The 8,885-nt window shown below is 75.0% G+C and carries 9 protein-coding genes (1 of these 9 running past the window's edge); all 9 read right to left on the bottom strand.

What is annotated here, in order from left to right:
- Positions 1-1,940 carry the 5' portion of a bifunctional aconitate hydratase 2/2-methylisocitrate dehydratase gene (gene acnB / locus ANAEK_RS06180; protein WP_012525296.1) on the bottom strand. The gene continues 610 nt to the left of window position 1, outside the view, so only the first 1,940 of its 2,550 coding nucleotides appear in the window; the start codon lies at positions 1,938-1,940; its stop codon lies beyond the left edge, outside the window.
- Between the two features lie 168 nt (positions 1,941-2,108).
- Positions 2,109-2,309, bottom strand: coding sequence for a cbb3-type cytochrome oxidase assembly protein CcoS (gene ccoS, locus ANAEK_RS06175; RefSeq protein WP_012525295.1), 201 nt, complete (start codon positions 2,307-2,309; stop codon positions 2,109-2,111).
- A 12-nt stretch (positions 2,310-2,321) separates the two neighbouring features.
- Positions 2,322-4,745 carry a heavy metal translocating P-type ATPase gene (locus ANAEK_RS06170; protein ID WP_012525294.1) on the bottom strand — a complete coding sequence of 808 codons (2,424 nt, stop codon included), beginning with the start codon at positions 4,743-4,745 and terminating at the stop codon, positions 2,322-2,324.
- Positions 4,735-5,406 carry a sulfite exporter TauE/SafE family protein gene (locus ANAEK_RS06165; RefSeq protein ID WP_012525293.1) on the bottom strand — a complete coding sequence of 224 codons (672 nt, stop codon included), beginning with the start codon at positions 5,404-5,406 and terminating at the stop codon, positions 4,735-4,737. Before ANAEK_RS06165 ends, ANAEK_RS06170 begins: the two co-directional genes overlap by 11 nt.
- Positions 5,403-6,203, bottom strand: coding sequence for a FixH family protein (locus ANAEK_RS06160; RefSeq protein WP_012525292.1), 801 nt, complete (start codon positions 6,201-6,203; stop codon positions 5,403-5,405). The genes ANAEK_RS06165 and ANAEK_RS06160 overlap by 4 nt, the downstream gene beginning before the upstream one ends.
- Entirely contained in the window at positions 6,200-7,429 is a 1,230-nt protein-coding gene (locus ANAEK_RS06155) for a 4Fe-4S dicluster domain-containing protein (protein ID WP_012525291.1), read from the bottom strand. The genes ANAEK_RS06160 and ANAEK_RS06155 overlap by 4 nt, the downstream gene beginning before the upstream one ends.
- A complete protein-coding gene (locus ANAEK_RS22740; RefSeq protein WP_012525290.1) occupies positions 7,416-7,562 on the bottom strand; it encodes an LPXTG cell wall anchor domain-containing protein in 147 nt (48 codons plus the stop codon). The genes ANAEK_RS06155 and ANAEK_RS22740 overlap by 14 nt, the downstream gene beginning before the upstream one ends.
- A 10-nt stretch (positions 7,563-7,572) precedes the next feature.
- The gene (locus ANAEK_RS06150) at positions 7,573-7,854 is read right to left on the bottom strand and encodes a hypothetical protein (RefSeq protein ID WP_012525289.1); all 282 of its coding nucleotides are present in this window, start codon (positions 7,852-7,854) and stop codon (positions 7,573-7,575) included.
- A 10-nt stretch (positions 7,855-7,864) separates the two neighbouring features.
- Positions 7,865-8,884 (bottom strand): cbb3-type cytochrome c oxidase subunit II, encoded by a 1,020-nt coding sequence (locus ANAEK_RS06145; protein WP_012525288.1) that lies wholly within the window; start codon positions 8,882-8,884, stop codon positions 7,865-7,867.
- Position 8,885 lies beyond the last annotated feature (1 nt).

The raw sequence follows: 8,885 nt of genomic DNA, 5'->3' as shown, positions 1-8,885 counted from the left end.
AGCAGCTCCGGCTTCGCCAGCCAGGCCTCCACCGCCGCGATGCGCGCCTCCAGCGCCGCCTTGTCGCCGTAGCCGTCGGCGATCATCTTCCGCATCAGCGCCACGTTCGAGCGGAGGTAGGTCGCGACGCTCTTCTCGGAGAGGTCCACCGCGGCCGCCGCGGCGCTGCGCTCCGCGGCCGCGTCGGTCAGCTCGAACGCCTGCTCGACGGTGAGGTCCGGCAGGCCCTCCATCTCCAGGATGCGGCCGTTGAAGACGTTCTTCTTGTTCTTCTTCGGCACGGTGAGCAGGCCCTGCTTGATGGCCCAGTACGGGATCGCGTTCACCACGTCACGCAGCGTGATGCCCGGGTTGAGCTTGCCCTTGAACCGCACCAGCACGCTCTCCGGCATGTCGAGCGGCATGAAGCCGAGCGCCGCGCCGAACGCCACCAGGCCGGAGCCGGCCGGGAAGGAGATGCCGATGGGGAAGCGGGTGTGCGAGTCGCCGCCGGTGCCCACCGTGTCGGGGAGCAGCAGGCGGTTCAGCCACGAGTGGATCACGCCGTCGCCGGGGCGGAGCGCCACGCCGCCGCGCTGCTGGATGAAGGACGGCAGCGAGCCGTGCATCTTCACGTCGGCCGGCTTCGGGTACGCCGCGGTGTGGCAGAACGACTGCATCACCATGGGCGCCTGGAACTTCAGGCAGGCGAGCTCCTTCAGCTCGTCGGCGGTCATGGGGCCGGTGGTGTCCTGCGAGCCGACCGTGGTCATCCTCGGCTCGTAGTAGCCGCCGGGCAGCGCGCCGGCGATGCCGCACGCCTTGCCGACCATCTTCTGCGCGAGCGAGTAGCCCTGGCCGGCCTTCGGCTGCGGGTTCTTCGCGACCGCGAACAGGTCGATCTCCTTCAGCCCGAGCGCCTTGCGCGCCTTGTCGGTGAGCGCGCGCCCGATGATGAGCGGGATGCGACCGCCGGCGCGGAACTCGTCCGGCACGGTGACCGGCTCGAGCTTGAAGGTGGAGAGCACCTCGCCCTGCTCGGTGCGGACCTCGCCCTTCTTCGTGTCGATCACCACCACGTCGCCGGTCTTCAGCTTGGTGACGTCGGTGCGGATGGGCAGCGCGCCGGAGTCCTGCGCGGTGTTGAAGAAGATCGGGGCGATGACGCCGCCGATGATCACGCCGCCGCGGCGCTTGTTCGGCACGAACGGGATGTCCCCGCCGATGGCCCAGAGCACCGAGTTGCAGGCCGACTTGCGGGAGGAGCCGGTGCCCACCACGTCGCCCACGAACGCGACCTGGAAGCCCTGGGCGCGGAACTCCGCGATGGTCTTCAGGCCGCCCGGGAAGCGGGTCTTGCCCATGGCCAGCGCGTGGAGCGGGATGTCGGGGCGCGTGGAGGCGTCGCCGGCGGGCGAGAAGTCGTCGGTGTTGATCTCGCCGTCCACCTTGAAGACCTTGACCTTGATGGTCTCGGGCACGCCGGGGCGCGACGAGAACCACTCGGCCTTGGCCCACGCGTCCACCACCGACCTCGCGGCGGCGTTCGTCTTCGAGAGCGCCAGCACGTCGTCGAACGCGCCGTAGACGTAGGTGGTGTGCGAGAGCGCCTTCGCGGCCGCGGCGGCCAGCTCCGGGTCCTTCAGCGCGGCGACGAGCGGCGGCACGTTGTAGCCGCCCATCATGGTGCCGAGCAGCTCCACCGCCTGGGCGCGCGAGACGAGCGGGGACTTCTTCGCGCCGGAGACCACGTCGGCGAGGAACTTCGCCTTCACCTCGGCGGCCGGGTCCACGCCGGGCGACACGCGGTCGCGCAGCAGCCCGAGGAGGAACGCCTCCTGGCCCTTCGGCGGCGCCTCGAGGAGCTGGACCAGCCCCTTCGTCTGCTCGGGGTCGAGGGGCTTCGGCGGGATCCCCTGGGCCTTCCGCTCGGCCTCGTGCTTCAGGTACGCCTCGATCACAGGGCTCCTCCTTCGGAACTGGTGCGGGTGGAAAGATCGGAAAAAGCGATGCCGTATAGCACGACCGGATGCGGGTGTCAGCCGCGCCCACCCGCCGAACACCGCGGAAGCACGTCGCTTTTCGGGACCTGACCGGTCCACATTGGGGCCGGAGCGAGCGTGCGCCCGCTACCGGTCGCGGTCGGGCGCGCGCGGCTCCGGCGGCGGCGGCGCCGGCCGGGCGGTCGGCTCGTCGTCGTCGTCCAGCATCCGGTACTTCGGGCCCTCGGGATCGTCGTACTGCCCGCTCTTCACGGACCAGAGGAAGAACAGCCACGCCGCCAGCCCGAGCGACAGGGACAGGACGATGAGGAAGCCGATGGTGCCCATGCGCTCCCCCTCTTACAGGGCCCGCCGGAGCCGCGCCGAGTTGCCGACCACGAACAGCGAGCTGGCGGCCATGGCGCCCGCGGCGACGATGGGGTGGAGCAGGCCGGCCATGGCGAGCGGGATGGCGACCGCGTTGTAGAAGAACGCCCAGAACACGTTCTGCCGGATGACGGCGTAGGTCCGGCGCGAGAGGCGCACCAGGTCGGGGAGCAGCCGGAGGTCGTCGCGCACCAGCACCGCGTCGGCGCTCTCCATCGTGACGTCGGCGCCGCGGCCCATGGCGGCGCCCACCTCGGCCTGGGTCAGCGCCGGCGCGTCGTTGATCCCGTCGCCGGCGAACAGCACCCGCCGGCCGGCCCGCTGCCGCGCCGCCACCGCCTCGCGCTTCTCGACCGGCGACGCCTCGGCCACCGCCTCGACGCCGAGCGCCGCCGCCACGGCGCCGGTGGTGACGCGGCCGTCCCCGCTCACGATCGCGACGCGCAGCCCGAGCGCGCGCAGCGCGGCGATGGCGGCCGGCGCCTCCTCGCGGATCGGGTCCGCCACCGCGACGAGCGCGAGCGCGCGGCCGCCGCGGGCCAGGAACGCCACCGTGTCGCCGTGCGCCTCCAGCGCCCGCGCGCGCGCGTCCGCCTCCGGCGCGAGCGCCACCCCGCGCTCGGCCAGCAGCGCGCGGTTGCCCACCAGCACCTCGGCGCCGCCCACCTGGGCGATCACCCCGCGGCCGGGCACCGCGCGGAACCCGGCCGCCTCCGGCTCGGCGCCGGCCGGGAGCGCCCGCGCGGCCTCGGCCACCGCCCGCCCGACGTGGTGCTCGCTGCGCCGCTCCACCGCGGCGGCCAGCGCCAGCGCCTCGTCCGCGCCGACGGAGGGATCGAGCGGCACCAGCGCCCGGAGCGCCGGGCGGCCGCGCGTCACGGTCCCGGTCTTGTCGAGCAGGACGTCGGTGGCGCGACCCGCCCGCTCCACCACGTCCCCGCCCTTCACGAGCAGGCCGCGCGCGCTGGCCAGGCCGGTCGAGACGAGCACGGCGATGGGCGTGGCGAGGCCCAGCGCGCAGGGGCACGCGATCACCACCACCGAGATCCCGGTCATGAGCGCCCGCTCGACCGGCGCGCCGCGCGCCAGCCAGGCCGCCACCGTGAGCGCCGCCAGCACCAGCATGGCCGGCACGAACCCGCCCACGACCCGGTCCGCCACCGCCTGGATGCGCGGCTTCTGCGCCTGCGCCTCCTCCACCGCGCGGACGATCCCGGCGAGCACGGTGTCCTTGCCCACGCGCGTGACCTCGACCACCAGGGCGCCGTGCTGGTTGACGGTGCCGCCGATCACCGCCGCGCCCGCGCCCTTCGCCACCGGCCGCGACTCGCCGGTGACGAGCGACTCGTCCACCTCGGAGGCGCCCTCGCGCACCACGCCGTCGAGCGGGATCCGCTCGCCGGGGATCACCTCGATCCGGTCGCCCGGCCGGATCTCCGCCACCGGGACCGACCGCCGCTCCGCGCGGCCGCCGGGCCCGCGCTCCAGCCGGCGGGCCTCGCGCGGCGCCAGGCTGGCGAGCCGCGCCACCGCCTCGGAGGCGCGGCCCTTGGCGGCCGCCTCCACGTAGCGCCCCACCAGCACGAGCGTCGGGATCATGGCGGCGGTGTCGAAGTAGACCTCGCCCCCGCGCAGCATCCCGTGCACGCTGTAGGCGAGCGCGGCGAGGGAGCCGATCACCACCAGCGAGTCCATGTTGAAGCGCAGGTGGCGGAGCCCGCGCCAGGTGGCGCGCAGGAACGGGGCGCCGGAGTAGAAGACCACCGGCAGCGCGAGGCCGAGCGAGATCCACTCCATCAGCCGGCGCGTCGACGCGTCGATGCCCTGGAAGTACCCGGCGTACAGGGCCGCCTGGTAGATCATGAGCTGCGAGGCGAGGAACAGCGCCGTCCCGAGCCGGACGAGCAGGTCCTTCGCCTCGGCGCGCCGCGCCCGGAGCTGCTCCGCGTCCGACCACGGCTTGGGCTGGTAGCCGGCCGCCTGGATGCGCCCGAGCACGCGCTCCAGGCCGACCGCCGCGGGATCGAAGCGGATGCGCGCCCGGTGCGTGGCGTAGTTCACCCGGGCCGAGAGCACGCCCGGCGTGCGCTGCAGCAGCTTCTCGTTCAGCCAGACGCAGGACGCGCAGCGGATCCCGTCGATGGCCACGTCCAGCTCGGCCGCGCCGTGCCCCTCGCGCACCGCCTCGCGGAACGCGGCCAGGTCGAGCGCGGCCGCGGCCTGCGGGCCCACCTCGGTCCAGCGCCGGCTGTCGTAGTAGGCGCCCAGCCCCTCGCCCTGGATCAGCTCGAACACGCCGCGGCACCCGGCGCAGCAGAACACCTTCGGCGCCCCGGCCACCTCGGCGCGCACCGCCTCGCGCTCCGGGAACTCGAGCAGGCAGTGGTCACAGCGCATCGACGCCGAGCCCGCGCAGCAGGAAGAGGACGCCGAGCGCGATCACCAGCACGCCCCCGGCGCGGTAGAGGACGCCGCGCGCGCGCGCGCCGACGAGCGTCGCCGCCGCGCCGGCCAGCAGCAGCGCCGGGAGCGTCGCCACCCCGAACGCGAGCGCGAGCAGGAACCCCTGCCCCGCGCTGCCGGTGCCGGCCGCGCCCACGAACAGCGACCAGGAGAGCCCGCAGGGCAGCAGCCCCAGCACCAGGCCCACCGGGTAGAGCCGCCCCGCGCCGCCGCCCTCGAGCAGCCCGCGCGCCAGCGCCGCCACCCGCCCCGCCGCGCGCGCCTCGAGGCGCTTCACCGCCAGGCTCAGCCCCGCGGCGCCCAGCCCCATGGCGATCATGAGCGCGCCGGCGATCACCGAGGCCACCGCCGCCACGCCGGCGAGCCGCCCGGCCAGGTTCACGAACGAGCCGGTGAGCCCCATCACCGCGCCCACCAGCGCGTAGGTGGTGATGCGGCCGGCGTGGTACGCGAGCTGTCCCTGCAGCGCGCGCCCGGTCCCGCGCGGCCCCGCGGCGAGCGCGAACGCGCCCACCAGCGGCCCGCACATGCCCAGGCAGTGGCCGAAGCCGCCCAGGAGCCCGGTGGCGAGCGCGGTGGCGAGCGCGGCGGTCACTCGGCGGCCTTGAACCCCAGCTCGGCGGTGGCGCCCGGCGCGCCCGGGCGGGCGAGCGACACGGTCGCGGTCCAGTCGGTGCGTCCGCTCGGGCACCGGACCAGCACCGCCTTTCCCTGGTAGCGGCCCGGGCCGGCCGGCGCGAGCCGCGCCTCGGCCGGGAACATCTCCATGCCCTTCATGCCGAAGCGCACCGAGAGCTCGGCGCCGTCCACCGGCGCGCCGCCGGCGCGGACCTCGGCGGCGACCCCGAGCTCCGTGAGCGCGCGCGGCGGGCGCGGCGAGAGCTCCAGCGTCACCGCCGCGCCGCCGACCTCGACGGTGCACGGCCCCGCGGCGAGATCGCAGGCCGCCGCGGCGGCGGGCACGTCCACCGTGCGCGTCAGGCGAACGCGATCGGCGCCGCGGCGCACGTCGAAGCGGATCTCCCACGGCCCGGGCGCCGGGAAGGCGAGGTCCGCGGCGTAGCCGCCCCCGTCGCGCGGCCGCGCGGCGGCGGTCCACTGCCCGCGCCCGCTGTCGGGCCGGCCCACCGTGAGCGCGACCTCGGCGCCGTCCAGCGGACGCCCGGCGCCGTCGCGGATCGCGAAGGCGAGCGCGCCCGCCCCTGCCGCGGCAGGCGCCACCTCCACGCTCCAGCCGAGCGCCTCGCGCCCGCGCCGCTCGCGGTCGTACTCCAGCCCCTCCTCGTAGGGCTGGGCCACCACGGTGTCCTCGCGGACCAGGCTGCCGATCCAGATGGTGCCGCCCACCGCGCCGAGCGCGGCCAGGACGGCGAGGGCGATGACGGGCTTCACTTCACCTCCGGTGCAACGAGGGAGACGGCGGCGGAGGCGGCCTCGCCGGGCGCCTCGCCGTCCGGCCGCGGGCGCGCGACGACGCGGGCGGCGCTGCGCCCCTCCGGCAGCCCGCGCACCGCGGCGAGCACGCGGACCCGGCGACGCTCGCCGGCCGCGAGCGCGACGCGCGCCGGGCGGAGCTCGGCCTCGCCGCCGGCGCCCGGCTCGAGCGCCAGGTCCACCTCCACCGGCCGCCGGCCGCGGTTCTCGAGCCCGACCGAGAGCGTGTTCAGCACGCGGCCGTCGGGCGTGCGGCGGGGCGCGTAGGCCTCGTCGCCGAGCACGGTGAGCCCGAGCGGCGCCCGGCCGGCGACGGTGGCGACCAGCACCGCCAGCGTGACCGCCGTCACGCCGGCGAGCACCAGGGCGGCGGGGCGCGCCAGGCGCGGCCGCCCGCCCGGCTCGCCGTAGACGTAGCCGATGAGGTCCGGCGCGCGGCGCAGCTTGCGCATCACCGGCTCGCAGGCGTCGATGCAGGCCGCGCAGGCGATGCACTCCATCTGCAGCCCGTGCCGGATGTCGATGCCGGTGGGGCACACCCGCACGCAGGCGCCGCAGTCCACGCAGTCCTGGGCGCGCCGCGCGTCGTACGCGACCACCAGCGTGCTGCGGTCGAACAGCACCCCCTGCAGCTTCGCGTACGGGCAGGCGGTGGCGCAGAAGCGCTGGCGCAGGAACGCGAGGTCGAGGAACAGCACGGCGAAGCCGGCCGCCCACGAGCCGGCCACCACCGGGCCGAGGGCCCCGGCGGCGAGGCGCCGGAAGAACTCGGCGGGCGGCACGAAGTACCAGACCAGGTTGGCCGAGGCGACCGCCGACACGAGCGCCACCGCCGCGAACCCGAGCGGGCGGCGCCACCGGCGCGGGCGCTTGCGGCGCTCCGGCTCCACCCAGGCGGTGAGATCGCCGAGCAGCGTCTGCGGGCAGGACCAGCCGCACCACACGCGGCCGAACAGCAGCGTCACGAGCAGGAGCGCGGCGGTGAGCGCGAGCGTGGCGGCGAGCACCACGAACATCTCGTCCACCGCGTACGACGCGCCGAACGCGTGGAGGCGGCCCGCCGGCACGTCGAGGCGTAGCGCGCTCTCGCCGCCGACGGACACGAAGGGCAGCCCCAGCACGATGAGTGCCTGGGCTGCCCCCGCGATGCGCCGCCACCTCTGGAACCGCCTAGTCGTCGTCATCCTCGAGCATCTTGTACTTCGCCTCCTCCACCCGGTCCTTCCGCCTGCGCGAGTAGTAGAAGACGATGATCCCCAGCAGCGCCACGCACATCGTGCCGCCGAAGATCGCGTAGGCGAGCTCCTGGCTTCCCATCGGGCCTCCGCTACCGCGCCTTCTTCTTCTTCTGCGCGAGCCCCATCCAGATCGCCACCAGCGCCGGGACGGCGGTGAAGGCGATGGTCCAGAGCAGGTTCGCGCCGGCGCTGGCGCCGCCCGTCTCCAGGTCCTTCGCCTGCGACCAGCCGCCCAGCGCCGGGGAGTACGCCCAGTAGTAGTAGGCGCCGAAGACGATCAGGCCCCAGAACAGCGCCAGCCAGCCCACCGGCAGCGTGTGGGACGTGTCCTTCGCCTCGAACTTCGTCAGGTCGTCCAGCTCGTCGGACATGGTGGACCTCCTAGTGGCCGCCGGGGTGGCCCTCGGCCGCCTCGTGCGCCTTCTGGTTCCGGAGCCACGCGACGATCGCCCAGATGTCGTCGTCGGACAGGTCGCCGCCGAACGCGGCCATGCCGCCGTCCGGCACGCCGGGCCGTCCCAGCGCCTTCTTCGCGTCGCTGCCGCCCTTGATCATCGCGAAGTACGCCGCGTCGGGCAGGTCGGGCGAGACGCCCAGGAACTTGTCGTCGATGAGGTTCGGGGCCACGCCCTCCTGCCCCTGCGCCTCGTCGCCGTGGCAGGCGGAGCAGGCGTTCGCGTCGAACAGCGCCTTCCCCTTCGCGATCGCCGCCACGTCGGTGGCGAACGGGTTCGGCGCCTCGAGGTCGACCTCGCCGCCGCCGGCCGCGGCGCGGTTCACCGCCTTGCCCAGCGACACGGTGTACGCGACCAGCGCGTCCATCTCGGTCTTGCCCTCGACCGCCGCGGGCACCGCCGCGAGGTCCGCGTCGCCGTACGGCACGCCGAGCGTGCGCAGCCCGCGCATGCTGGCCTGGACCTTCGCGGCCTCGAGCGCGTTGCCGCCCAGGAACGCGTACCGCGGCATGTTGGAGCGCGGCACCACCTTCTGCGGGTCGGCGAAGTGGGCGTAGTGCCAGTCCTTCGACGGCTTGATCCAGCCCTCGAACGCGAGGTCCGGGCCGGTGCGCTTCGAGCCCCAAAGGAACGGGTGGTCGTAGGCGAACTCGCCCGCCAGCGAGTACTGGCCGGACGGCTCCGGCGCGCGGTTGCCCTTGTACCGGACCACCTCGCTCTTGAGCGGCCGGACGGTCTGCGTGTGGCAGTTCACGCAGCCCTCGCGCTGGTAGACGTCGCGCCCCGCCAGCTCGAGCGGCGAGAGCGGCTTCAGGCCCTCGACCTTCGGGTGCAGGTCGGGGCGGAGCATGGGGTACGCCATGGTGGCGATGGTGCCGGCGAGGACCACCACCGTCGCGAGCGCCGCGAACGCCACCGGCTTCCGGTAGATGCTGGATTCACTCATG

This window comes from Anaeromyxobacter sp. K (assembly GCF_000020805.1).
Taxonomy (GTDB): Bacteria; Myxococcota; Myxococcia; order Myxococcales; family Anaeromyxobacteraceae; genus Anaeromyxobacter; species Anaeromyxobacter dehalogenans.
The sequence above is the reverse complement of the archived record's forward strand: the minus strand, read 5'-3'. Positions and strand labels throughout refer to the sequence as shown.